The following is a 22971-nucleotide window of genomic DNA, read 5'->3' on the forward strand; positions in this document are numbered from 1 at the left end:
ATTACTCCTTTCTGTTAGTTTCCTTGTCTAAGGTAACCTCCCCTTACCTTATGTATCTATTATACTATTATTTATAATAGTAGTCAAGTGTTTTTACAAACTTTTTTGAAATTTGTTTAAAAAAAAAAGTTCTTGCCCCAAATCTGCCCCAAATTATTTTCAAAGTTTGCCGAATTTAACCTGACGGAAAAACAAAAAAGCCCTATTTCACAGGCTTTTCATTCGGTTAATTCCTGCTAATTCAGGTGCTAAAAGGTGGCAACTAGCATCGAATACTATCGAAAGACCTTGTTTGACAAGGTTTTTTCTTATTTTTGTCCTAAATTCGCCCCAATTGTCAAAAAATCCCTTGACATGAATGTTTATTGTGGTAGAATAGGGCTTAGAAATATGAAAGGAGTAAAACAAATGAACAAGCAACTTGTCATGCAGCAAGCTATTTTTTATCATACACTCCTTTCTAAGCAGGAAAACAGGGCTCATTGATAAACTTATGAAGTTTTTCGTGGGCTATATTTTGAAACATTGAGACAATCAAGCACTGTGGCCATGGTGTGATAAAAATTGTCGACTATGTTCAAGAGCTGGTCTATTTTTGTGGACTTACGCAAGCCTAGGTGGAGTGAAATGCTTCCCTAGGCTTTTTTGTGCGCTTAGAAAGGTAAGGTCTATCAACTGTTACTCATTGAATAAAGTGGCAAATGATAGGTTATAGATTTGTAAAGGAGATATATGTTTCGATTAATTTTTGACTACATCAAGCGTCATAAGTGGCTCTATCTATTGGTTGCTGTGACCTTGATTATTTATGACGCCACACTTTTGCTACCAACGCAAATCATACAGCGGATGGTCGATATACTGACCAAGAATGAATTGACTCAGGCCATATTGGTTCAGGAGATGACCTTATTGTTATTGGTAACAGTACTGAACTATGCAACAGCCTTCATTTGGCATCTGAAATTATTTCAGGCCTCTGTCAACTTCAAGTTTGACATGCAGCAACGTGCCTTTAAAAAATTAGTAACCATGCGGACTCCATTTTATGAAAAATTCCGCTCAGGAGATGTCATGACTCGTTTTTCAACGGATGTGGATGGCCTGATGGAGATGGTGGGTTACGGTCTTATGATTGTCGTCTATGCAGGCGGTATGTTGGCTTTTATCATTCCCACGATGTTCTTTATTGATTGGAAAATTTCGCTAGTAGCTTTACTACCGATGCTGTTCATGACACTATGTATATTTTTTATCGGGAGAAAACAAGATAAGGCGATTGATGCCAATAGGGAAGCTGTAGCCCAGCTCAATAATGAAGTTTTGGAGGTCATCGAAGGTATTCGAGTGACTAGGGCTTATAGTAAAAAAGCAACTCAAAAGGCTCAATTTCAAGCTCGTACCAAGCAATTGGCTCAGGGTGGGGATCGCATCACTTCCTTGCAATCATTGTATAATCCATTAGCCACAGTCTGTTTGGGATTATCTACTATTTTCGTGCTTCTCATGGGGGCACAAGCTGTGAAAGCAGGGCAACTGACCTTGGGACAAGTAATTGCCCTTCAATTGTATGTTGGTTCGCTTTTAGAGCCGTTTTGGACACTAGCAGATTTCATCCTTGTTTATCAGACTGGTAAGACATCTTTTGAAAAACTGCAAGAGCTGATTGAGACGGGTGATGATTTGGAGGCTGATGGTTCTAAGGAAATTGCAGAGCTGTCTAGTATTTCCTTCAAAAATTATAGCTTTAGTTATCCACAGGCGGAAAGAGCCAGCCTACAGGACATCAATTGGACACTGAAAGCAGGGCAAACTGTAGGTATCGTTGGGAAAACTGGTTCGGGAAAAACGACCTTGGTTCGCCAATTCTTACGCCAGTATCCGATTGGTCAGGGAAATTTTTTCATCAATCATCAATCTGTTTTAGACTTTAAACGTTCTAGTATAGAGGAAAAAATTGGCTATGTTCCACAAGAACACATTTTGTTTTCAAGGTCTGTTGGAGAAAATATTGCCCTTGGGAAAGTAGCTAGTAGCTCTGAGGAGATTGAACAAGCCATTGCCACAGCAGCTTTTAGTCAAGATTTAAAACGGATGAGTGATGGTCTTGATACCATGATTGGTGAGCGTGGTGTATCTATTTCTGGCGGTCAGAAACAACGGATTTCCATTGCCCGTGCTTTCCTGCGAGAGCCAGATTTGCTAATTCTAGATGATTCTTTGTCGGCAGTGGATGCTCGGACAGAACGCCAGATTATCCAAAATATTCAAAAAGAACGTGCAGGCAAAACCAATGTCATCGTGACCCATCGTCTATCTGCTGTCAACCATGCAGACTGGGTACTAGTCTTGGATGAGGGGCGTATCGTTGAGGAGGGGCGTCCAGCTGATTTGCTTGCCCAAAGAGGTTGGTACTATGAACAATACCAACGACAACAAAGCCAGGAAGGAGGAGAGTAATGACTATTTTAGGTTTTTTATTAAAACAAATCGGTCGTGTTAAGTGGCTATTTATAGTAGCTGTCGGCTTCTATCTACTGGCTTCGACCATGGTTCGATTGGCTCCTCTGCTGATTCAGCAGGCGATTGATGGACCGATTACGGATTTAAGCAAGGGATTGCCCTTTGATGAAGCTGTTTTCTTAAACCAGTCAGCTCAATACATGGGAATGATTATTCTAGGAGCTATTGGCTTCTACCTATCTATGCGTTTACTCATGCATTGCGCCAATCGTATTGCTGAAAATCTGCGTAATCAAGCCTACGATGTTATGCAACGGTTGCCTATTTCTTATTTTGATGATAAGCCCGCTGGAAAAATTGCAACTAGAATTGTCAATGATACAGAAACCCTGCGGACACAATTTTATGGGACCTTAGTTAATGCCTTTAACAATATTGTTCGTTTGCTCTTTACATACGGTGTCCTATTTTACATGAATAGGAGTCTCGGTTGGCTGATGTTACTCTTAATACCACTCTATATCGGCATTCAATTTGCTTACAAGAAAATGACAGACAAGCCAATGAAGGATTTTTATGATGCAAGGAGTGACGTCAATACACAGGTAAACGAGACCATGAATGGTGCAAGTTTGATTCAACTTTTTGGACAAGAAGAGCGCATCATGAGAGAATTTGAAGTGACTACTGACAAGATGCGTCGGGCAGATAATAAGATTATCTGGGCCCAGTCTATTGCCACGTGGAATCTGAGTGGTTTTCTGCAAAATTTGGTCATTGCTGCGATTTTAACGGTAGTCGGCTATCAGTTTCTTGCGGGACAGGATGGAGTTACAGCTGGGAAACTCTTTGTTTATGTCAACTATATCGAAGGAGTCTTCATTGCTTTGGGAGCGCTGGTTCAACAGTTCCCAAATATGCTTCGCTCTTTTGAAACAGGTAAGCGTCTAATGGCCCTTCTAGAAGAAGAGGTGGAGGACGACTGTGATCGTATTTTGGAAGTTGAACAAGGGCAAGTCGTGTTTGAACATGTGAACTTTAGCTATGAAGAAAACAGACCAGTTTTGAAAGATATTACCATTCGAGCAGAAAAAGGAGAAACAGTTGCTCTGGTTGGGCATACTGGGTCTGGTAAGTCTTCTATTATGAACCTCCTCTATCGTTTCTATGATCCACAGGAGGGATGTGTACTGATTGATGGGAAAAACATCCGTGATTATTCCCGTGAAAGCCTGCGCAGTCACATGGGGATTGTTTTGCAAGATCCCTATCTCTTTACAGGGACGATTGCCAGCAATGTTTCCATGAATGAAGAGGAAGCAGATAGAACAAGAATCCTGCAGGCGCTAGAAAAAGTTGGTGCAGGGCCTATGCTATCTCGCTTAGAGAAAGGGATTGATGAACCAGTTGTTGAGAAGGGAGCGGCCTTTTCAAGTGGGGAACGTCAGTTGATTGCCTTTGCGCGGACACTCTACTCTGATCCTAAAATTCTGATATTGGATGAAGCAACTTCTCATATTGATACGGAGACGGAAGAAATTATCCAACATGCTATGGAAGTGGTGAAAGAAGGTCGGACAACCTTTATTATTGCCCATCGACTTTCTACCATTCAAAATGCAGACCAGATTCTTGTTTTAGATCAAGGTCGAATTATTGAGCATGGGAAGCATGAAGAATTGGTTGCGAGTGGAGGAGTATATGCTCAAATGCATGAGATTCAAGCAAAGGTGTAATAAGCAGTTAAAAATTCCAAGCTTTGGCTGGAATTTTTTGCTATAATTGACTCATGAAAGCCTTAATTTTTGATGTAGATGATACGCTTTATGATCAGATTCAACCGTTTGAACGTGCTTTGGAAAGACATATTGAAGTAGCAAGGGAGCAAATTGAACCACTTTACCTTTCCTTTCGTAGATATGCGGATGAAGTATTTGAAGCGACAGCAATTGGAAAGATGAGTCTGAAAGACAGTCATATTTATCGGATGAAACATGCTTTGGCAGATTTTGGGTATCAGGTGTCTGATGCAACAGCCTTAGCTATTCAAATAGATTATGATTATTTTCAAGGGCAGATAGAGCTCAGTCCAGTGTTTCCAGAAATATTTTCGTGGTGTCAGGCGCAAGGAATTGCAATGGGGATTATTACGAATGGACCTTATAGACATCAGTTGAGAAAGATACGCACGATGGGGTTAGTTAATTGGTTTGAGCTAGAACATGTCCTTATTTCTGGACAAGTTGGTATCACAAAGCCAAATCCTGCTATTTTTCAACTAATGGAAGAACGTTTGGGGATGTCAGGCGAAGATATTTGTTATCTAGGGGATTCGTTTGAAAATGATGTGGTAGGAGCGAAAGCTGCGAATTGGAAGGCAATTTGGTTTAATCATAGAAAGAGAGTAGAGCCAGTAGCTCCCTATCAGGCAGATAAAGTGGTGACAGCTTGGGATGAACTGGTCGAAGTTATCCAGTCTTTCTAGTGGTTTCTACAAGGGATTATCAATTTTTTATAGGTGTGGTAGATAAAATATATTAGCAGCATACCTGTCTTTATGATAGCATAAAATGTAAGCATAGAAGTATAGGTCTGAATCCAAGCAGATTTTTATTCCTACTCTATGAAATTTTTTGAAATGGAGTTGCCTATGACACAAGCTTTCTTTCCTATCCATACTCTAGAGACTGTTAGTCCAGAATTACGAGAAAACCTTGCGACTGTCAAGAAAAATAATGGCGGTTATATTCCTAATCTCATCGGTCTTTTAGCCAATTCTCCTACAGCCCTAGAAACCTACCAAACTGTCAGTGGTATCAATCGCCGTAGTAGTCTGAATCCGACGGAGCGTGAAGTGGTACAAATTACAGCTGCCCTTACCAATGGCTGTGGATTTTGCGTGGCAGGTCATACGGCTATTTCTATCAAGCAGGTTAAGATGCCAGATGTTATTCTACAAGCTCTACGCCAGGGAACTCCCATCGAAACGGATGCAAAATTAGATGTTCTCGCTCGATTTACTCTGGCTGTTATTCATGAAAAAGGTAAGGTTGGACAGCCCTTGCTAGAGGAATTTTTCCAAGAGGGCTACACGGCTGAAAATGCCTTGGATGTGGTGTTAGGAGTCAGTCTTGCAACTCTTTGTAATTATGCCAACAATCTCATCAATACTCCTATCAATCCAGAATTACAGGCCTATGCTCTGTAGGAGTTCCAGCAGAATATGTATCGAAAACTAGTTAGGACGTTTACGTTATCCTAACTAGTTTTTTTGAATTAACCAAGTATGATTTTCCTAATATACATTTGAGATGGCCTTTGTTTTCTAAAACTAGTTTTAGAAGAGGTATAAAATGTTGAAACTAGTTTCAAAAGAAGACTATTTTCTTTCAAAATAGAAATTAGATTTTAAATGAGGAACTGGGATTGAAAAAAAGTTAATGTGCTATATAATAATATTGTAAGCGCTATCTAGGATCCAAAAATAGAAAGGAGAAATTAATGAGCAAGATCAGTAAAGAAGCTCTAAAAGAACAGATAAAAGATGGAATTATCATTTCCTGTCAGGCTTTGCCAGGCGAACCCCTGTATAGGGAAGAAGGCGGTATTATGCCTTTACTAGTCAAGGCTGCCCAAGAAGCAGGGGCTGTCGGTATTCGGGCCAATAGTGTACGAGATATTAAGGAGATAAAAGAAGTAACTACTTTGCCAATTATCGGAATTATCAAGCGAGACTATCCCCCACAAGAGCCCTTTATTACGGCTACGATGCGAGAAGTAGACGAGTTAGCAGCTCTAGATATTGAGGTCATTGCTCTTGATTGTACCAAGCGTGAGCGTTATGACGGACTCGATGTTGTTGATTTCATTAAGCAAATCAAGGAAAAATACCCCGAACAACTTTTTATGGCAGATATTTCAACCTTTGAGGAAGGCTTAACTGCTTATGAAGCAGGCATCGATTTTGTTGGGACAACACTTTCGGGGTATACATCCTATAGTAGGCAGGAGGAGGGACCGGATATTGAATTGGTTGACCGCTTGTGCCGAGCAGGTATCGATGTGATAGCGGAAGGAAAAATACACTATCCTGACCAAGTAAAAATGATTCATGATTTAGGTGTGGCAGGAATTGTTGTAGGCGGTGCGATCACACGTCCAAAGGAAATCGCAGAGCGGTTTATTAGTGCTTTACATAAATAATAAATAGGTTATAGAAAGGAATGGAGTATGAATTTTAAGAAGTTTTCTCAGCTAGGGCAGGCCTTTATGCTGCCAATCTCAATTTTGCCTGTTGCTGGTCTCTTACTGGGAATTGGAGGCGCCTTATCAAATAGTAACGCTGTAGCACAATTTCCTGTATTGGATCAAGCGTGGTTGCAAGCTGTATTCACTATCATGAGTACCGCAGGTAGTGCGGTATTTGCGAATTTAGCGTTGATTTTTGCAATTGGTGTTGCTGTAGGTTTGGCAGATGCTGATAAGGGGACTGCTGGCCTATCTGCTGGTGTTGCATACTTGGTTTATACGGCTACTATTAGTGGATTTTTAACTCTTTTTGCAGATAAGGGAGCAAGCATTGATACTGGAGTTTTGGGCGCTTTAGCGATTGGTATCACTGTAGCAACTTTACACAATAAATACCGAAAAATTGAATTACCAGCCTTTCTTGGTTTCTTCGGAGGCTCGCGCTTTATTCCAATTATTTCATCATTTGCAGCAATTGCGATTGGCTCCGTTTTTTATATAATTTGGCCACCGATTCAGAATTTGTTAGTTGATTTTGGTAAGGCAATAGCAGAGATGGGAAGTTTTGGAACCTTCTTGTACGGTTTTGGATTACGTTTGACAGGTGCATTTGGCTTGCATCATACCATCTATCCAATGTTTTGGTATACTTCATTAGGTGGAAGTGAAGTGGTAGCAGGTGAGACAATCCAAGGTGCGCAAAATATTTTCTTTGCTCAATTAGCAGATGCGAACCATACAGGCTTATTTACCTATGGAACTCGATTTTTTGCTGGTCGATTTGCAACGATGATTTTTGGTCTACCAGCATCTTGTTTGGCTATGTATCACGCAATTCCTAAGGAAAATCGTAAGAAGGTTGGCAGTTTTTATTCAAGTAGTGCATTAACTTCCCTATTGACAGGAATTACTGAACCAATCGAGTTTTCTTTCTTGTTTGTTGCTCCATGGCTATATGTTGTTCATGCATTTTTAGATGGACTATCATTCTTAGTTGCGGATCTCCTGCAAATTCGTATTGGGAACTCATTTTCTGGTGGGCTTATTGATTACTTGATTTTTGGTGTTTTCCAAGGAAATGACAAAACCAATTGGATTTACGTGATTCCTGTTGGCTTGCTTTGGGCAGCAGTTTATTATCTAGTTTTCAAATTTTTAGTAACCAAATTTCACGTGCTAGTTCCTGGTATGGAAAGCAGTGATCAAGCATCGCATTCTGAAAAAGTTTTATCAAACGGTTCTAGTCTTCGTGATAATGCAATTGCTATCATCGATGCTCTTGGTGGAGCAGATAATATTGAGAATGTGACTGCCTGTGCGACTCGATTAAGAGTATCGCTCAGAAATAGTGGTCTTGTGGATAAGGGAGTTATTCAGTCGATAGGTGCAACGGCTGTTTTGGATGTAAAAGGCGGAATACAGGCTATTTTCGGAGGTAAGGCTATTCTGTATAGCCAAGAAATCAATCAAATTCTTGGTCTTGAAGAATAGAGTTAGATTTAAGCGAATTAAAAGCATTCAAACTGTACCTATCGGGTATTTTTGAATGCTTTTTGTCTTATTAAGAGTGTTGTGAAATAGAAAGATGGATAAATTATTCTCTAATAGTTTGCTTGAAAATATTCTCTTTTTTCTCCTTGTCAATAGCCAAAAAATAGGCGTAGATAATATCTAGCATGATGAGCAGGGGAATTTGTGGCGAAATACGGTTGCCATAATTAAGATGTCGTACAGAGGCAACGGGAATAATTTGGTCATAAGGTGCTTGTTGAAAAGATTTTGTCGTCAAGAGGGCGGTTGGTATTCCTTTTTGACTCGCAAGGAGCAAGTGTTCCATGACTTCCTCGGTTTGTCCAGACAAAGAAAGGCCGATAACCAGGCAGCTAGTATCCAAAATATTAGTTGTCCAGATGAGATTGTTTTTATCAGTAATTGCATCACAGACTACACCCAGTCGCATAAAGCGGGATTTGATTTCCATTGCAACCAAGCCAGAACTGCCGATTCCGTAAAAATAGACACGCTTGCTACTGTCAATCAGTTTGGCAATTTCTTCCAATTTTTCTTCATCAACGAGTTTATTGGTAGCAGTTAGGATTTCCTCATAGTCTATTAAGACTTTTTTTGTTAGGCTCCGCTGTAATTTTTCAAAATGTTTATCCAAGTATTGTTGGTTATTTTGAAAGGCAAAGACAAATTCTCGATAACCGGAAAATCCACATTTTTTGGCAAAACGGGTAAGAGCAGATGGAGAAATGTGGAGTTGCTGTACAGTGTTTTCTTGGCTAAGATCGGCGCTAGATGGATCTAACTGAGTAAAATAACTGGCAATCTGCTTTTCAAGTCTAGTCATCTGATCCAGATGAGACTCAATGATGGCAGTGATGTGTTTCGGTGTTTGTAACATTTTCCATTCCTCTGATAGCTTCTGAGGACATTATACCACTAAAACCCCCTCATTGATAGGTTTTATGATATAATGGAAACGTAAAAGGAATGTAAGATTATGTATATTGAAATGATTGATGAAACAGGGCAGGTTTCTGCTCGAATGCAGGAGCAGATTACGGAATTGCTCCAGTTTGCTGCCGAAAAAATTGGCAAGCAGAATAAGGAAATGGCTGTGACCTTTGTGGACAATAAGCGTGTCCATGAGGTTAACTTGGAGTACCGAGGAATTGACCGTCCGACAGACGTTGTCAGCCTAGAATATAAGCCAGAGTCGGAGATTGTTTTTGATGAGGAAGACTTACTGGACAATCCTGAATTGGCTGAAATGATGGAAGATTTCGATGCCTATATTGGTGAATTGTATATTTCTATCGATAAGGCGCGTGAGCAAGCTGAAGATTACGGACATAGCTACGAGCGCGAAATGGGCTTTTTAGCTGTACACGGTTTTCTGCATATCAATGGCTATGATCATTATACGCCAGAAGAAGAAGCAGAAATGTTTGGTTTACAAGAAGAAATTTTGACGGCCTATGGACTTACAAGAGAATAATTCAAAAAATCGCTGGAAAAACCGAGAATTGATTGCTAGTCTAGAATTTGCAGTAACAGGTTTGTTGACGGCTTTCAAGGAAGAACGCAATATGAAGAAGCACCTTGCTTCTGCTATCCTTGTTGTGCTTGCGGGACTTATTTTCCAAGTATCTGTGACAGAATGGCTCTTCCTCTTGCTTAGCATTAGTCTGGTTATCGCTTTTGAAATTGTGAATTCGGCTATTGAGAATGTGGTGGATTTGGCCTCAGACTATCATTTTTCTATGTTGGCAAAGAATGCAAAAGATATGGCAGCAGGGGCAGTCTTGTTTGTGTCAGGATTTGCCTTGTTGACAGGATTGATTATCTTTGTGCCGAAAATTTGGGACTTTATTTTTTAGAATATAAGGAGAATACATGACATTTAAGTCAGGTTTTGTGGCGATTTTAGGTCGTCCAAACGTTGGGAAATCAACCTTTCTCAACTATGTAATGGGGCAAAAAATTGCCATCATGAGCGATAAGGCTCAAACAACCCGTAACAAGATTATGGGGATTTATACAACAGAAGAAGAGCAGATTGTCTTCATTGACACACCAGGAATCCACAAGCCTAAGACGGCCTTGGGTGACTTTATGGTGGAATCTGCCTATAGCACCCTTCGTGAAGTGGACACGGTCCTCTTTATGGTGCCAGCCGATGAAAAACGAGGCAAGGGTGACGACATGATTATGGAACGCCTTAAACAGGCCAAGGTTCCAGTCATTTTAGTGGTTAATAAGATTGACAAGGTTCATCCAGACCAGCTTTTGGAACAGATTGATGATTTCCGTCAACAGATGGACTTCAAGGAAATTGTGCCAATTTCTGCTACCCAAGGGAACAATGTTAATCGTCTCATGGAAATTCTCAAGGAAAATCTGGATGAAGGTTTTCAATATTTCCCTGCGGACCAAATCACTGACCACCCAGAACGTTTCTTGGTATCTGAGATGATTCGGGAGAAGGTTCTACATCTGACTCGTGAGGAAATTCCGCACTCTGTTGCCGTTGTCATCGAGTCCATGAAACGTGATGAATTTACCGACAAGGTCCATATCCGAGCGACGATTATGGTTGAGCGTGATAGCCAGAAAGGCATCATCATCGGCAAGCAAGGAGCCATGCTCAAGAAAATTGGCTCCATGGCCCGTCGTGATATTGAATTGATGTTGGGCGACAAAGTCTTCCTCGAAACCTGGGTCAAAGTCAAGAAAAACTGGCGAGACAAAAAACTCGACCTCGCCGACTTTGGCTATAATGAGAAAGAGTATTAATAAGGTTTGGGGAACGTGATCGACGGTTCCCACATCATTCGACTATAATGATGTGGGAAACTAGTAAGTCGCCTAGGCAATTCTGCTGGGAATTGCCGTAAGTTGAGTAGCTTTTCAAAGCACTCAACTTTGGCGAGTTGAACCCTAGCTTGAAAACTAGAGAGCGAGGCAGCCTGGGGATAGGCTGTCTAAGTCAATCACTTAGAAATAGTTAGCAGAAAAGCCGAAAGGCTTTTACTGCGTTATGGAGAAATCTTTTTAGTAAACAAGAAAGGAAAGCCGATTAGGTGTTGGGATTGAACATGCCTAGGTCTCTTTGAGAAAAGCCAACCGTGACCTAGGTGCCGAAGCACCGTCGGTCAGGTTTCTATTTGCTTTGTAATTTTATTAGGAAGGACTAGTGTTAGCGTACTTGAAAAGGTAGTTTGTTGCACTATTTAAGGCTAGTGTCAACATCTCAGCACAGTGGTTGATTGGCAGATTTGTTCGTGTTCCACACTCCAAATCTGACCTATACTAAGGAAGCGAACCCTGTTCGCACTATTTCCAACCTCCAAAGGTTCCCCAAACCTTTGGAGCTGTGTGGGGGTGGGAGTAAAATAGTCCAGTGGACTATTTTAGCCCGAACTTAGATTTATGGATGTGAGGTAAGCTCTTCTAGGATTGTTCGAGTTCTTTCCCTCTCCCAAATAGATAGAGCTCCTTGTGTGCAAGTCACACAGCGTCGCTCTCCTTTTATCTTGTTATCATTATTTAGAAAGGAAAGCTGGTTAGGTGTTGTAATTGAACACGCCTACGACTCTTTGAAAAAAGATAACCATGACCTAGGTGTCGAAGCACCGTCGGTCAGGTTTCTATTTTTCTTTGAGTCGCTTAACGGCTTAGTATCTTAGTATGCCCGAATTGCCTGAGGTTGAGACGGTTCGTCGTGGTTTGAATCGGTTGGTCAGAGGAAAGGTCATCGAAAAGGTCGAGGTGACCTATGCTCCTATGATTAAGACTGGTGTGGATACGTTCTGTCAGGACTTGATTGGTCAGGAGATTTTAGATGTGGACCGTCGTGGCAAGTATCTTTTGATTTACCTGACAGACCATGTCCTCATTTCCCACTTGCGGATGGAAGGCAAGTATAATTTCTTTCCTGACCAGGTGCCTGCCAACAAGCATTTCCATGCCTTTTTTACTTTTACAGATGGCTCGATCTTGGTTTATCAGGATGTCCGAAAGTTTGGCACAATGGAACTGCTGGGCAAGGCAGATGTGGATGCCTACTTTCTCAGTCGAAAAATCGGTCCTGAGCCGACGGAGGAAGATTTTGACTTGGAAGCCTTTGCTGCTAAGTTGGCCAAGTCGAAAAAGCCCATTAAGTCGCATCTTTTGGACCAGTCTTTGGTGGCTGGTTTGGGCAATATCTATGTCGATGAGGTCTTGTTCAAGGCCCAAGTCCACCCTGCTCAAGCCAGTAATCAGCTATCGGCTGAGCAGGTGGCAGACCTCCGTCAAGCTACTATAGAAGTTCTTCAACTGGGTATCGAAAAAGGTGGCTCAACCATTCGGACCTATAAGAATGCCTTGGGCATGGACGGGACCATGCAGGATTATTTACAAGTTTATGGAAAGACAGGGCAGGCCTGTCCCCGTTGCCAGACAGAGATTGTCAAAATCCAGCTGGGCGGTCGTGGGACACATTTCTGTTCTCAGTGTCAGGTGAAACATGGCTAAAATTATTGGTTTAACAGGCGGTATCGCCTCTGGAAAATCAACGGTTACAGCTTTTTTGCGAGAACAGGGCTATCCAGTCATCGATGCGGATGCGGTCGTGCATGGGTTGCAGGTTAAAGGCGGTAAACTCTACCAGGTTTTGCTTGCCGAGTTTGGGGAAGCTATCCTGTCAGCTGATGGCAGTCTAGATAGGGCTAAGCTGGGACAGGCTGTCTTTGCGGATAGCAATCTGCGGGCTCGTTTATCTGTCTTGCAGGATAAGATTATCAGGCAGGAGCTGTTAGACAGAAGGGATGCTCTCAAGCAGACTGAGGATGTAATTTTCATGGATATTCCTTTGCTTTACGAGGCTGATTATAGCGGGGAAGTAAATGAAGTCTGGCTAGTTTATGTCGATAGAGCGCAGCAGTTGGAACGGCTCATGAAACGCAATGGCTTAGCTGTTCAAGATGCAGAAAATCGTCTGGCTGCTCAGCTTTCTTTAGAGGAAAAACGGTCGCAAGCCCAGGTGGTGATTGACAATAGCGGAGCGGTTGAGGCGACCTTAGCACAGGTTGCGCAACTTTTGGAGGAATTAAAGGATGGACGACGGTAGTAGTTATTGGAAGCAGAATTTGAAGGTGGCTTGGTTGGGAAATTTCCTAACAGGGACGAGTTTTACCTTGGTTATGCCTTTTATCTCGGTTTTTGTGGAAGAATTGGGGGTAGGCCCTGGACAGGTAGAATATTATGCGGGACTTGCGGTATCTGTTAATGCCCTTGCGGCAGCCTTGATGGCACCTATTTGGGGGAGTTTGGCAGACCGTTACGGTCGCAAGCCTATGATGGTGCGGGCTGCTTTTGCGATGATTTTTACTATGGGTGGCATGGCCTTTGTACCAAATGTTTTTTGGTTGCTTGCCTTACGTGTCCTAAATGGGGTATTTACAGGGTACATTCCCAATGCGACTGCCTTGATTGCCAGTCAGGTTCCAAAGGATAAGACGGGGTATGCTCTGGGGACCTTATCAACAGGTGCGGTAGCGGGTAATTTGATTGGTCCGACCCTAGGTGGTATCTTAGCAGAGATGTTTGGCGTACATACGGTATTTTTGCTGGTGGGACTTCTTTATGCTATCGTTGTGTTACTGACCGTTTTCTATATTCGAGAGGATTTTGTTCCAATCAAAAAAGGCGAAGAGATGTCGGTTAAAGAGGTATTTGAGCAGGTGAAAGATCGGCAGATGCTGGTTGGGCTTTTTGTGACTTCTATGATTATTATTGCAGCTGCTCAGGCTGTTGTTCCTATATTGACCCTCTACGTGCGGCATTTGGGACAGACAGATAATCTGTTATTTGTTGCTGGTTTTATCATTTCCTTGCCTGGTATGGCATCGCTAGTGACATCAGGTTATTTAGGGAAAATTGGTGATCGTATTGGCAATCATCGCCTTCTATTGATTGCTTTGACTTACAGTCTATTGATTAATGTTTTCTGTGTTTTTGCAGAAAATCCTTTCCAGCTTGGTTTGTTGCGATTCATGTATGGTTTTGGGACAGGAGCATTGTTGCCTTCGGTCAATTCTCTTTTGACCAAGTTGACTCCAAAAGAAGGGATTTCAAGGATATTTTCCTACAACCAACTCTTTAATAATCTAGGTTCTGTTGTTGGTCCCATGATGGGGTCTGCGGTGGCTGCTCACATGGGTTATGACTGGGTTTTCTATCTGTCGAGCGGACTTGTCCTCTTTAACCTTATCTGGTCTTTGACCAATTTTAGAAACTATTTGAAAGTAAGGGATGTTTAGTGAGAGTTAAAATCAATTTACAATGTTCAGAATGTGGTAGTAAGAACTACTTGACTAGCAAAAACGCCAAGACTCATCCAGATAAGATTGAAGTCCTTAAATACTGCCCAAAAGAGAGAAAAGTAACCCTCCACCTTGAAACTAAGTAGGTTTTATGGTATAATGTCATAAGTTATTGTAGAAAGTGAAAAAAATATGTATCAAGCATTATTAGCAATTCTGTTGATTTTATCTGTTATTTTGATTGTAGTGATTTTTATTCAACCGGCTAAAAACCAGTCTAGCAACGTCTTTGACTCTTCTAGTGGAGCCTTATTTGAACGTACAAAGGCCCGTGGTTTTGAAGCGGTGATGCAACGCATTACAGCTATTCTTGTTTTTCTTTGGATGCTGGATGCGCTGGCACTTGTTATCATTTCAAGTAAGTAGATAAATCAGACTGGGACTTGTTCTTGGTCTATTTTTTTAGTAAAGGTAAGATGAAAAACGAAATTATTAACTATATTAAAGAAGTTGGTCCTGTGACCATGGACCAGCTGGCAGATCAGTTTGGAGCCAGTTCTGCTAAGAGCTTCACAGACTTGGTCAAGCTGGTTTCTAGCATGGAAGGCAGTCGTCAACTTGTCTTTGACGATGCTGGTCGGATTACTCTTCCTGCTCCAAAAATCTCCAAGAACAAGGTGACCTTGCAGGGCATTTTCCGTGCCCACAAGTCAGGTTTTGGTTTTGTGACCATTGACGAGGAGGAAGATGATCTCTTTGTCAGTCGTGACGATGTTAATTTTGCCATCGAGGGCGACCGAGTGGAAGTGGCGATCAAGAAAGTGGCGGACAGGCTCAAGGGGACGGCTGCGGAAGCGGAAGTCATTGATATTTTAGAACATAGCCTGAAAACTGCGGTAGGCTTGATTGTTTTTGACGAAGACAAGCCTGAATATGCAGGTTACATCAAGTCTAAAAACCAGAAAATCGCTCAGAAGATTTACATCAAGAAATCACCTCTGGTATTGACCGGAACGGAAATCCTCAAAGTTGATATTGAAGCCTATCCAAACAAGAAACGGGACCACTTTGTTGCGATCATTCGGGACGTGGTGGGCCACAAGGACGATGTGGGCATCGATGTCTTGGAAGTTTTGGAATCCATGGACATCGTGTCGGAATTCCCTGATGAAGTCTTGGCGGAGGCTAATCGAGTGCCAGAAAGTCCGTCTGAGAAAGACTTTGAAGGCCGCTTGGATCTGCGAGATGAAATCATCTTCACTATCGACGGTGCGGATGCCAAGGACTTGGATGATGCGGTCCATATCAAGCAGCTCAAGAACGGCAATCTGGAGCTGGGTGTCCATATCGCTGATGTCAGCTATTATGTGACCGAAGGTTCTGCCTTGGACCAGGAAGCTGTCAAGCGTGGGACTTCTGTCTATGTGACCGACCGTGTGGTGCCAATGCTACCAGAACGCCTGTCAAATGGTATCTGTTCCCTTAATCCAAATGTAGATCGCCTGACCCAGTCGGCTATTATGGAAATTGACCGCAAGGGCAAGGTGGTCAAGCACTGGATTGGCCAGACGGTCATCAAAACCACCTTCCGCATGACCTATTCCGATGTCAATGACATGATTGCGGGTAATCAGGAAAAGTTGGATAAATACAAGGCAATCGTGCCGAGTGTGGACCTCATGGTCAAACTCCATGAAACCTTGGAAACCATGCGGTACAAGCGTGGGGCTCTGAACTTTGACACGACAGAAGCCAAAATCATCGTCAACAAGGATGGTCTGCCAGTCGATATTCAACTGCGCCAGCGAGGCATTGCCGAGCGGATGATTGAGTCCTTCATGTTGGCTGCCAACGAGTGCGTTGCTGAGCATTTTGCCAAGTTGGACCTGCCTTTCATCTATCGGATCCACGAGGAGCCTAAGTCGGACAAGTTGCAGAAGTTCATCGACTATGCGACCAGTTTCGGTCTGACGGTCTATGGTACGGCCAGCTCTATCAGCCAGGATGCCCTTCAGGATCTCATGGAGCGGGTCAAGGATGAACCCTATGCGGATGTTCTCAACATGATGTTGCTTCGCTCCATGCAGCAGGCGCGTTACTCAGAGTACAACCACGGCCACTACGGACTGGGTGCGGAGTTTTACACCCACTTCACCAGTCCTATCCGCCGCTATCCTGACCTGCTGGTACACCGTATGGTGCGGGAATATGGTCACAATCCTGCGGAAAAAGCAGAGCATTTTGAGCAGGTCATTCCTGAGCTTGCCAAGTCTTCGTCCAGTCTAGAACGCCGTGCTATTGAGGCAGAGCGGGAAGTCGAAGCCATGAAGAAGGCAGAGTTCATGCAAGAATTTGTTGGGCAAGAGTTTGATAGTGTCGTGTCTAGCGTAGTCAAGTTTGGGCTTTTTGTTGAGTTACCAAACACCGTTGAAGGCCTGATCCATGTCACCAACCTCAACGAATACTACCAGTTCCACGAGCGGACTCTGACCTTGCAGGGTGAGAAATCTGGTCGTGTCTTCCGTGTCGGTCAGCCAATCCGTATCAAGCTAACGCGGGCGGACAAGATGACAGGGGAAATCGATTTTGCCCACGTGCCGTCCGAGTTGGATATTGTCGAAAAAGCTTTGAAAGCCAAGCGGAGAACGGCTAGTCACTCCAACCGCGATCGTGATGATCGGTCAGGGCGAGGACGGGGCAAGCACCACAAACAAGAAGCTACTGGTCGCGACAGCGGACGTCACAAGTCTGGGAAAGACCACAAGTCAAAAAGCGGCAAAAAAGACAAGAAAAAGAAACCATTTTACAAAGAAATGGCTAAAAAGAACAAGAAGAAAAGGAGATAGGCATGGCCAAGGGTGAGGGCAATGTGATTGCGCAGAATAAAAAAGCCCGCCACGACTATACCATTGTCGATACAGTGGAGGCGGGGATGGTCCTGACGGGGACGGAGATTAAGTCTATTCGTGCGGGGCGGATCAACCTCAAGGACGGCTTTGCCCAGATTAAGCAGGGCGAGGCTTGGTTGGTCAATGTCCATATCGCTCCCTATGATGAGGGCAATATCTGGAACCAGGAGCCAACGCGGACCCGCAAACTTCTCTTGCGGAAGAAGCAAATCGAGTCCTTGGGCAATGAGGTCAAGGGAACAGGGATGACCCTGGTGCCCCTCAAAGTCTATATCAAAGACGGCTTTGCCAAGGTCCTGATAGGGCTTGCCAAAGGGAAGCACGACTACGACAAGCGAGAGTCAATTAAACGCCGTGAGCAAGACCGCGATATTAAGCGGACCATGAAGGCGATTAATGCGAGATGAGTTTGGTGTGTTAGTATCCAATCCATTGAATAATAGAGCCAGAATGAACTACTGTATTTGTTTTTTTTATATAGTAGGAAGTCTATAATTCTATTTATTTTTTAGCATTAAAAAGTATAACTTTTTAAATTTTTGCAGTTTAATTCCCAATTTTCTAATAGTCAAATAGTTATAAAATTGGTACTTTATTTCCCATTCTAGGTGACTTTTATCAGTGATGAAAATTTTTTTTAACAACAATCCTCTTTTGATTATTATATAGTTTTCTCTTTCTTCAAATTTGGCAAATTTACATTCAAGAAGGAAGGTATAAAAAATATACATAATTATTTCGGTTGCAAATGAAATGATAGAAAAATGCAATTGTACGATTGTATAGATAAAAATAAGAGGGACTAACGAGCAAACTACTTCATATACTGGGAATTTTAAAAGTTTTTTTATTGGGAGGTCTTCTATATCGAAAGTTGGCAAGATATTTAATAAATCATTAGAAAAATTATTTATAGACTGGTGGGGGAATAAAGTATTAATTTTATTTTTTGAATCAGATTTAACGTTAAAGATACCAGCATGTAAGGAACAAATCTTAAAAACTGCTTGTCCTAAAGACTGCTTTAGGACAAGATAGCTAATATCTATTTTATTTATTTCTATAAGATTTTTTTGAAATATCCCGTTTGAAATGATTAATGAATGTTCAGTATTATAAACTTTAAAATTGATATAGTCCCATATTTGTTTGGCAATACTAGTCAGTGATAGTATTATAATTAATATAAAAAAGGAGACATATAGTGGGTTAGAATAATAAAAAATAAATAAATATTTATCAAAATGGATATCTAAGTATTGAAGAATTTCAGAAATAGTCCAATAAATTGTATAAATGTAAAGATAGTTTGAGCTAATAAAAGCAGAAAGAACAATTTTATAAATTGGTAAAGGAATTACTGGGTATAAATTGTCAACATTTGGTTCATTGTTGCTGTTTTCTTCATCAGTAATTAGAAGTTTATTGGACAAATAATTTTTTTCTTCGTTATTCAAAATGGGGAGAGTAATTGATTTATTATCACCGGTATCAGGGAAAAAAATTTGAACCTGATAAATTTGAAAAAATCTAAAAAGAAGATTCTGGTGAAATTCATAACCAAGTATCTTGGAGTATCTTACTTTATATATTTTCTTGAGAAAGATTCCTTTTTTTACTATTAAATAATTTGTGGTGAACTCAAAATTAAAATAGTTCGAATAGTAGATGATTCTGTAAATCAAAAATGAAGCACTTATTATAGTTGAAAAAATAAAAAATTTAGTGGCTAGTTCGTTGTTAAAAAATAGCAAAAAGCTGTAATTAGCTATCATCGCTTTTGTGAAATCATATATGTATTTAAGTAGTAGTAATATTTTTTTCATTAAGACAGGTTTTCTATATGCTGTACAATGGCCTGTAAATCGCCATGAGCGATTCCTTTAATTTCAAATTCAGAATCTAAAGTTTTCAAAGCAATATTATAACAATCTAGTTTACTGGAGAGGAAATTTTCTTTTATTTCAAAACTGTATACTTTGGATAGGAGTACCACTTTTTCTATTTTTAATATAGTTCCGTAAGAACAGATTATTTTATTTTTTTCAACAGTAATATACCAAGTTTTATTGAGGAAAAATTCTCTTATTAGATTTATGCAAGAAATTGAGCAAATAAACACTAAAACATAATGATACCATGTGATATTCCAAAATATAGACACTGCAAGCGAGACAAAAATGGATAGCATAGTATAAAATATACTCAATAAAAATTCGTGGTACAAATAATTGTTTGAATGAGAAATGATTTTTTTCTCCATAGCCGATAATCAGTCCTTATAATATCTAAAAGTTAAAATAAAACTCCATATTTTATGGAGTTTTATTTTAATGACATTGCATGAATAAAATTAGACAATGTCGTTATTTAATTCCTAAAATCTGTTTAATTTTAGAAAGAATCCATTCAAAGTACATCCCAATATCTAGCCATTTCTGGACAGTTTTCCAGTTATTTTTAGCCCAATAGTAGGCTGCTTTTAATACTTTAAACAACCAATTTAATAATGCTTTCATAATATTTCTCCTCCTTCTGTGGGGGTTACCCACAGTTTGATTATAAAACAAAGAAAAAAGATTGTCAACAAAAATCGTATCATTTATCTATTTGTTTGCTAAATGTTCGTTTTTTAATGTTACTGGCTTCTATTTTTTGAAAAAAGTTGAGAGTGGTTCGTTTTTTTGATAAAATGGACTGTATTACATGAAGGGAGAATAAATTTGGTTTCACTATTTTTATTTTACATGAAGCGAGACTTAAAATCCTTTAAAACAGCGATTGTCTCAGCAGTCTATTTTTTCATCACTTATCTTTTCATTAGATACGGAGATAGTGTTGGAAGAATTTTTGATAATTCGGATGGTTTCGCAATTTTGAAAGTTATGTATGCCGTTTTTGCTTTTGTCGGCTTTCTATTTGGAGCATCACTGTTTTCTAATATTATTTCTCAAGGGATTTCATCGAGGGATTTTAGATTTATTTTACCTTATAAATCTCGACGGGTACTTTATTTTTCAAAGTTTTTAATGTCGTTTGTCTTTTTCCTCTTACAAATTTTGATTGCAACGATAGTTGTGCTTGTGTTCCGAGAAGATGCCGTTTTTTCTTCCCAACAGTTTTGTAATATTAGTATTTTTTATTTTTATATGCTTTCGATTATCACATTTATTTCCACGATTAGTAAAAATGATCGAACAGCTATGCTATTAAATATCATTATTAGTATTATTTACCCTGCTATTTTTCTTTTTTCTAACTTTGTCAATCATGATTTTTTGGAACTGTTGTTGTGGATCACTCCCTATCATTATATTGAAAAAACATGGGAAGTTCTATTTTTAATGCTCTTGTCAGTTGTTTTTTTAGGTATAGGGGTTTCAGTTTTTGAGAAGAAGGAGATATAAGATGATTGAAGTGAAAGACATTTCCAAATCATTTAAGGAAAACATGGTTTTGGACAGCATAACTATGACTGCATCAGATGGAGAAATCACATCTATCATTGGTAGTAATGGAGCAGGGAAGTCCACTTTAATAGCAATTATAATGGGTTATTATTTTTCAGATAGAGGAACAGTTCAGTCTGGAAATGTCTCAGTGATGCCAGATGCAAACGCTATGTTTGAGGATGTTACAGGTCTTGAATTTTTAAACTTTATATCAGACTTGAAAAACGTTCCTAGGGAAGAAGCTGTAAAATATGCTGAAATACTAGGAATCAAAGATGATTTACAAAAGAAGATCCAAGGCTATTCATTTGGAATGAGAAAGAAGATTAGCTTCATACAAGCTGCTATCGGAAATTTCCAAAACTATATTTTTGATGAGCCAACATCAGGAGTAGATGGTCCATCTGCTCAAAAGATGTTAGAGATTATTCTGACATTGAAAAAGAATGGTGCGGCAATCTTACTAACATCGCACAATTTAGAAGAATTAGAGAGAGTTTCTGATTATATTTATGTATTGGAAGATGGCAAGATTACAAGAGAAGGAACTGTTATAGACATTACTTCTAGAACGTGTTTGACAGAGAAAGATTCTTGGATAGAGTATATCCTTAGGGTTAGAAACATTGATCTTTTACAATCGAAGTTGACCGAGTATTTTCCAGAGCAAATTGATTCAGAAACTCTTTTGATTAAACTTTCAAAAGGCGACACGATTTATTCTGTTTTTCAAACATTACAAGAAGTATCAGAGTACATTGACGAGTTTTACCTCTATAGAAGGTCATTGAGAGATATTATCTATGGGCAATGAGCCCAAACGTTCGAAGGCTATCAATGGTCGCTAGGACTGGGAGAAATCCTGGTCCTTTTTTTTATAGGAAAACAAATACCCCAGACAGTTTCGAGACTATCTGGGGTTTTCTTTTGTATTATACTCAATGAAAATCAATATCAGGTTAGGCGACGCAGATGCAGGTAGAACTGAAGTTCATCAAATCAAGTCAACAACGGCTGAGTTTGATTTTCGAAGAATATTAATCCACCGTCACCATTGCTTTAATCGTTTTACGGTTGGCCATGTCTTTGTAGGCTTGGTCGATATTGTCCAGGCTGTAAGTTTGGGTGAAAACTCGACCTGGGTTGATGTCGCCTTTGAGAACAGCATCGAGCAAAATTTCCTTATCATAGGTTGTGACAGAAGCAGAGCCGCCACCGATAATGATATTTTGAGCAAAGGTTGAGCCAAGGGCGTGGTTATTGTAATGAGGTACACCGACAAAACCGATGCGACCGCCATTGTGAAGAACACCGAGGGCTTGGTCAATAGAAGCTTCTGTTCCGACACATTCGAGGGCAGCATCAGCGCCACCGCCAAGAATTTCACGGACTTTGGCGATACCTTCCTCGCCCCGTTCTGCTACGATGGCAGTAGCCCCTGATTCCAAAGCCATCTGCTGGCGATCTGCGTGGCGACTCATCATGATAATCTGAGAAGCTCCGCGCATTTTTGCAGCAATGACGGCACATTGACCCACTGCACCATCACCGATGACAACAACCTTGTCACCAGGTTTGACATCTGCAACACGCGCAGCATGGTAGCCAGTTGGCATAACATCTGCTAGTGTCAAAAGGGATTTAATCATGCCTTCCGAGTAGTCGCTTGGCTGACCAGGAATTTTGATCAAGGCCCAGTTGCCGTAGTGGAAACGAATGTATTGAGACTGGTAGTTATTGCCCCAGTTGGTGTAGCCTGGATGGTTGTCACAAGTACCGTCAAAGCCAGCACGGCAGGCATCACAGTGTCCGCAACCATGTGTAAATGGAACGATGACAAAGTCACCAGGAACAAGTGTTGTAATGTCTTCGCCTACCTCTTCAACGATACCGATAGCTTCATGACCAGAGTTTGTGTCACCGTGGTCATGGTGAATATCTTCACCGTAGCCCCAAAGGTCTGACCCACAGACACAGGCCCGAACGACCTTGATAATGACATCATCCTTTGCTTGAAGGCTTGGTTTTTCGATTTCTGCAACGGTCATCTTACCGGCTTTTTCATAAATAGCTGCTTTCATATTC

24 protein-coding genes are annotated in these 22971 nt (G+C 40.7%); 19 read left to right on the plus strand and 5 right to left on the minus strand.

What is annotated here, in order from left to right; genetic code table 11:
• The first annotated feature begins 732 nt into the window (after nt 1–732).
• The 6 genes from K5Q34_RS06420 to K5Q34_RS06445 all read left to right on the plus strand — a co-directional run bounded on the left by K5Q34_RS06420 (nt 733) and on the right by K5Q34_RS06445 (nt 8202).
• The gene (locus K5Q34_RS06420; RefSeq protein ID WP_029186307.1) at nt 733–2460 is read left to right on the plus strand and encodes an ABC transporter ATP-binding protein; all 1728 of its coding nucleotides are present in this window, start codon (nt 733–735) and stop codon (nt 2458–2460) included.
• Nucleotides 2460–4199, plus strand: a complete 1740-nt coding sequence (locus tag K5Q34_RS06425) for an ABC transporter ATP-binding protein (protein ID WP_221864724.1) — start codon at nt 2460–2462, stop codon at nt 4197–4199. The genes K5Q34_RS06420 and K5Q34_RS06425 overlap by 1 nt, the downstream gene beginning before the upstream one ends.
• A 53-nt stretch (nt 4200–4252) precedes the next feature.
• Complete coding sequence (locus tag K5Q34_RS06430) at nt 4253–4948, plus strand: HAD family hydrolase (protein ID WP_105150938.1); 696 nt, start codon at nt 4253–4255, stop codon at nt 4946–4948.
• A 165-nt stretch (nt 4949–5113) separates the two neighbouring features.
• Nucleotides 5114–5671, plus strand: a complete 558-nt coding sequence (locus K5Q34_RS06435; protein ID WP_105150937.1) for a carboxymuconolactone decarboxylase family protein — start codon at nt 5114–5116, stop codon at nt 5669–5671.
• Nucleotides 5672–5964: 293 nt separating this feature from the next.
• Complete coding sequence (locus tag K5Q34_RS06440; protein WP_136628284.1) at nt 5965–6666, plus strand: N-acetylmannosamine-6-phosphate 2-epimerase; 702 nt, start codon at nt 5965–5967, stop codon at nt 6664–6666.
• Nucleotides 6667–6693: 27 nt separating this feature from the next.
• Nucleotides 6694–8202 (plus strand): PTS transporter subunit EIIC, encoded by a 1509-nt coding sequence (locus K5Q34_RS06445; RefSeq protein WP_208498056.1) that lies wholly within the window; start codon nt 6694–6696, stop codon nt 8200–8202.
• Between the two features lie 103 nt (nt 8203–8305).
• On the opposite strand, the gene K5Q34_RS06450 is transcribed toward K5Q34_RS06445, so the two are convergent.
• Nucleotides 8306–9118 (minus strand): MurR/RpiR family transcriptional regulator, encoded by an 813-nt coding sequence (locus tag K5Q34_RS06450; RefSeq protein WP_221864725.1) that lies wholly within the window; start codon nt 9116–9118, stop codon nt 8306–8308.
• A gap of 99 nt (nt 9119–9217) precedes the next feature.
• Between K5Q34_RS06450 and ybeY the strand changes: the two genes are divergently transcribed.
• From ybeY to smpB, 11 genes are all read left to right on the plus strand, one after another.
• Nucleotides 9218–9715 carry an rRNA maturation RNase YbeY gene (gene ybeY / locus K5Q34_RS06455; RefSeq protein WP_105153333.1) on the plus strand — a complete coding sequence of 166 codons (498 nt, stop codon included), beginning with the start codon at nt 9218–9220 and terminating at the stop codon, nt 9713–9715.
• Entirely contained in the window at nt 9696–10097 is a 402-nt protein-coding gene (locus tag K5Q34_RS06460; protein ID WP_002935751.1) for a diacylglycerol kinase family protein, read from the plus strand. The genes ybeY and K5Q34_RS06460 overlap by 20 nt, the downstream gene beginning before the upstream one ends.
• A 16-nt stretch (nt 10098–10113) precedes the next feature.
• Complete coding sequence (gene era, locus K5Q34_RS06465) at nt 10114–11013, plus strand: GTPase Era (protein ID WP_002935752.1); 900 nt, start codon at nt 10114–10116, stop codon at nt 11011–11013.
• Between the two features lie 707 nt (nt 11014–11720).
• Nucleotides 11721–11906, plus strand: a complete 186-nt coding sequence (locus K5Q34_RS06470) for a hypothetical protein (RefSeq protein WP_221864726.1) — start codon at nt 11721–11723, stop codon at nt 11904–11906.
• Nucleotide 11907: 1 nt separating this feature from the next.
• Nucleotides 11908–12735, plus strand: coding sequence for a DNA-formamidopyrimidine glycosylase (gene mutM / locus K5Q34_RS06475; protein WP_172115374.1), 828 nt, complete (start codon nt 11908–11910; stop codon nt 12733–12735).
• Entirely contained in the window at nt 12728–13330 is a 603-nt protein-coding gene (coaE, locus tag K5Q34_RS06480) for a dephospho-CoA kinase (RefSeq protein WP_172115372.1), read from the plus strand. Before mutM ends, coaE begins: the two co-directional genes overlap by 8 nt.
• On the plus strand, nt 13317–14522 hold the full coding sequence (locus K5Q34_RS06485) for a multidrug efflux MFS transporter (protein WP_024411776.1): 1206 nt from the start codon (nt 13317–13319) through the stop codon (nt 14520–14522). The genes coaE and K5Q34_RS06485 overlap by 14 nt, the downstream gene beginning before the upstream one ends.
• A complete protein-coding gene (gene rpmG, locus K5Q34_RS06490) occupies nt 14522–14671 on the plus strand; it encodes a 50S ribosomal protein L33 (RefSeq protein ID WP_012775228.1) in 150 nt (49 codons plus the stop codon). The genes K5Q34_RS06485 and rpmG overlap by 1 nt, the downstream gene beginning before the upstream one ends.
• Before the next feature lie 46 nt (nt 14672–14717).
• Nucleotides 14718–14951, plus strand: a complete 234-nt coding sequence (gene secG, locus K5Q34_RS06495) for a preprotein translocase subunit SecG (RefSeq protein WP_002935768.1) — start codon at nt 14718–14720, stop codon at nt 14949–14951.
• A 50-nt stretch (nt 14952–15001) separates the two neighbouring features.
• Nucleotides 15002–17371 carry a ribonuclease R gene (gene rnr, locus K5Q34_RS06500; protein WP_221864727.1) on the plus strand — a complete coding sequence of 790 codons (2370 nt, stop codon included), beginning with the start codon at nt 15002–15004 and terminating at the stop codon, nt 17369–17371.
• A gap of 2 nt (nt 17372–17373) precedes the next feature.
• Nucleotides 17374–17841, plus strand: a complete 468-nt coding sequence (smpB, locus tag K5Q34_RS06505) for an SsrA-binding protein SmpB (protein WP_014637647.1) — start codon at nt 17374–17376, stop codon at nt 17839–17841.
• Nucleotides 17842–17931: 90 nt separating this feature from the next.
• On the opposite strand, the gene K5Q34_RS06510 is transcribed toward smpB, so the two are convergent.
• The 3 genes from K5Q34_RS06510 to K5Q34_RS06520 form a co-directional block, all read right to left on the minus strand.
• Nucleotides 17932–19260 (minus strand): PH domain-containing protein, encoded by a 1329-nt coding sequence (locus K5Q34_RS06510; protein ID WP_205026951.1) that lies wholly within the window; start codon nt 19258–19260, stop codon nt 17932–17934.
• Entirely contained in the window at nt 19260–19697 is a 438-nt protein-coding gene (locus K5Q34_RS06515) for a hypothetical protein (protein ID WP_041179201.1), read from the minus strand. Before K5Q34_RS06515 ends, K5Q34_RS06510 begins: the two co-directional genes overlap by 1 nt.
• 103 nt (nt 19698–19800) lie before the next feature.
• Nucleotides 19801–19953 carry an aureocin A53 family class IId bacteriocin gene (locus K5Q34_RS06520; RefSeq protein WP_014637649.1) on the minus strand — a complete coding sequence of 51 codons (153 nt, stop codon included), beginning with the start codon at nt 19951–19953 and terminating at the stop codon, nt 19801–19803.
• A 204-nt stretch (nt 19954–20157) separates the two neighbouring features.
• Between K5Q34_RS06520 and K5Q34_RS06525 the strand changes: the two genes are divergently transcribed.
• Together K5Q34_RS06525 and K5Q34_RS06530 are read left to right on the plus strand one after the other, a co-directional pair.
• On the plus strand, nt 20158–20841 hold the full coding sequence (locus tag K5Q34_RS06525; protein ID WP_105154250.1) for a hypothetical protein: 684 nt from the start codon (nt 20158–20160) through the stop codon (nt 20839–20841).
• 1 nt (nt 20842) lies between these two features.
• Entirely contained in the window at nt 20843–21700 is an 858-nt protein-coding gene (locus K5Q34_RS06530) for an ABC transporter ATP-binding protein (protein WP_014637651.1), read from the plus strand.
• 223 nt (nt 21701–21923) lie between these two features.
• On the opposite strand, the gene K5Q34_RS06535 is transcribed toward K5Q34_RS06530, so the two are convergent.
• A complete protein-coding gene (locus K5Q34_RS06535; protein ID WP_208581896.1) occupies nt 21924–22967 on the minus strand; it encodes a zinc-binding dehydrogenase in 1044 nt (347 codons plus the stop codon).
• Between the last annotated feature and the right edge of the window lie 4 nt (nt 22968–22971).

The organism is Streptococcus sp. 2018110, from assembly GCF_019754115.1.
Lineage (GTDB): Bacteria > Bacillota > Bacilli > Lactobacillales > Streptococcaceae > Streptococcus > Streptococcus hashimotonensis.

Excerpts from the sequence above, each read along its gene's own strand:
- K5Q34_RS06430 (WP_105150938.1), top strand. The coding sequence starts at position 4,253 with ATGAAAGCCTTAATTTTTGATGTAGATGATACGCTTTATGATCAGATT.
- coaE (WP_172115372.1), top strand. The coding sequence starts at position 12,728 with ATGGCTAAAATTATTGGTTTAACAGGCGGTATCGCCTCTGGAAAATCA.
- smpB (WP_014637647.1), top strand. The coding sequence starts at position 17,374 with ATGGCCAAGGGTGAGGGCAATGTGATTGCGCAGAATAAAAAAGCCCGC.
- mutM (WP_172115374.1), top strand. The coding sequence starts at position 11,908 with ATGCCCGAATTGCCTGAGGTTGAGACGGTTCGTCGTGGTTTGAATCGG.
- ybeY (WP_105153333.1), top strand. The coding sequence starts at position 9,218 with ATGTATATTGAAATGATTGATGAAACAGGGCAGGTTTCTGCTCGAATG.
- K5Q34_RS06520 (WP_014637649.1), bottom strand. The coding sequence starts at position 19,953 with ATGAAAGCATTATTAAATTGGTTGTTTAAAGTATTAAAAGCAGCCTAC.
- K5Q34_RS06535 (WP_208581896.1), bottom strand. The coding sequence starts at position 22,967 with ATGAAAGCAGCTATTTATGAAAAAGCCGGTAAGATGACCGTTGCAGAA.
- K5Q34_RS06445 (WP_208498056.1), top strand. The coding sequence starts at position 6,694 with ATGAATTTTAAGAAGTTTTCTCAGCTAGGGCAGGCCTTTATGCTGCCA.
- K5Q34_RS06440 (WP_136628284.1), top strand. The coding sequence starts at position 5,965 with ATGAGCAAGATCAGTAAAGAAGCTCTAAAAGAACAGATAAAAGATGGA.
- K5Q34_RS06510 (WP_205026951.1), bottom strand. The coding sequence starts at position 19,260 with ATGAAAAAAATATTACTACTACTTAAATACATATATGATTTCACAAAA.
- K5Q34_RS06450 (WP_221864725.1), bottom strand. The coding sequence starts at position 9,118 with ATGTTACAAACACCGAAACACATCACTGCCATCATTGAGTCTCATCTG.
- secG (WP_002935768.1), top strand. The coding sequence starts at position 14,718 with ATGTATCAAGCATTATTAGCAATTCTGTTGATTTTATCTGTTATTTTG.
- K5Q34_RS06485 (WP_024411776.1), top strand. The coding sequence starts at position 13,317 with ATGGACGACGGTAGTAGTTATTGGAAGCAGAATTTGAAGGTGGCTTGG.
- K5Q34_RS06515 (WP_041179201.1), bottom strand. The coding sequence starts at position 19,697 with ATGGAGAAAAAAATCATTTCTCATTCAAACAATTATTTGTACCACGAA.
- K5Q34_RS06460 (WP_002935751.1), top strand. The coding sequence starts at position 9,696 with ATGGACTTACAAGAGAATAATTCAAAAAATCGCTGGAAAAACCGAGAA.
- era (WP_002935752.1), top strand. The coding sequence starts at position 10,114 with ATGACATTTAAGTCAGGTTTTGTGGCGATTTTAGGTCGTCCAAACGTT.
- rnr (WP_221864727.1), top strand. The coding sequence starts at position 15,002 with ATGAAAAACGAAATTATTAACTATATTAAAGAAGTTGGTCCTGTGACC.
- K5Q34_RS06425 (WP_221864724.1), top strand. The coding sequence starts at position 2,460 with ATGACTATTTTAGGTTTTTTATTAAAACAAATCGGTCGTGTTAAGTGG.
- K5Q34_RS06530 (WP_014637651.1), top strand. The coding sequence starts at position 20,843 with ATGATTGAAGTGAAAGACATTTCCAAATCATTTAAGGAAAACATGGTT.
- K5Q34_RS06435 (WP_105150937.1), top strand. The coding sequence starts at position 5,114 with ATGACACAAGCTTTCTTTCCTATCCATACTCTAGAGACTGTTAGTCCA.
- K5Q34_RS06420 (WP_029186307.1), top strand. The coding sequence starts at position 733 with ATGTTTCGATTAATTTTTGACTACATCAAGCGTCATAAGTGGCTCTAT.